We start from the raw sequence: 774 nt of genomic DNA, 5'->3' as shown, positions 1-774 counted from the left end.
TCCAACGAAAGGAACACCGTCTCCCGGGCCATGATTCCGGCTCGATACTCAGTCAACGCCCCAACAGTGAGGGCGTGTAGTGTGTGGGGCATTTCCCGCACCAACACGGAAGCGAGTTCAACCAACTGCCGGCCCCTGTGCGGGGATTCACCCCGCGCCAAGCCGATCTGCGCCCCCACACCACGACCCAACTGCTCCCGCGGCATCCCCGCCCGCGCCTGGGTCAGGCGCTGCTGGGCCATCAACACTGTTTCTGCTTGGGCCTGCACGGCACACAAAGCGTTCTTCGCCGCCTCCGCCACCGCAATGACCTCCACCAAGGCCCCGGGATCAACACGATCGACCAGAACCGGATCAAAACCAGCCCCCGGCACGGTATCCCCGCCCAGGGCCGTAAGTACCCCGGAGGCCAACGCCGCGAGTTTCTCAGCTTTCGTTACGGCCGCTTTCGCCGCACCGGCGTGCTGGAGCAGACCCGCCACCGATTCCATTGACCGGCCATCCCCGAGCGCGTCCCGGACCAGGGTGGTGGCCTCATCCGCCCGCACCCTCGCCCGGCCCGCCAACTCACACGCCAACGCAGCATCCAACTGCGCCAACACCACCGGATCAAAAAACCTCGAACACGCCCCCATCAACACACCCACCGCCACAGGAACCTCAGCAATATCGGGTCCCAGGTCAACAGGCTCCGAGGAGACACAGGAGCCCGGGGCAGCGGTGCCCTCGGCCACAGGATTCAGGTCAGCCAAACCCGGGCCATCAGGGCGGGGT

Annotated in this window: 1 pseudogene; it reads right to left on the bottom strand. The window is 65.9% G+C overall.

The features are described 5' to 3' along the window. A pseudogene (locus tag CXQ94_RS22795) lies at positions 1–752 on the bottom strand (hypothetical protein); the annotation flags it as partial. Positions 753–774 lie beyond the last annotated feature (22 nt).

It is taken from the genome of Arthrobacter sp. GMC3, assembly GCF_002929305.1.
Classification (GTDB): domain Bacteria; phylum Actinomycetota; class Actinomycetes; order Actinomycetales; family Micrococcaceae; genus Specibacter.
This window is presented reverse-complemented; position numbering and strand designations above follow the sequence as displayed.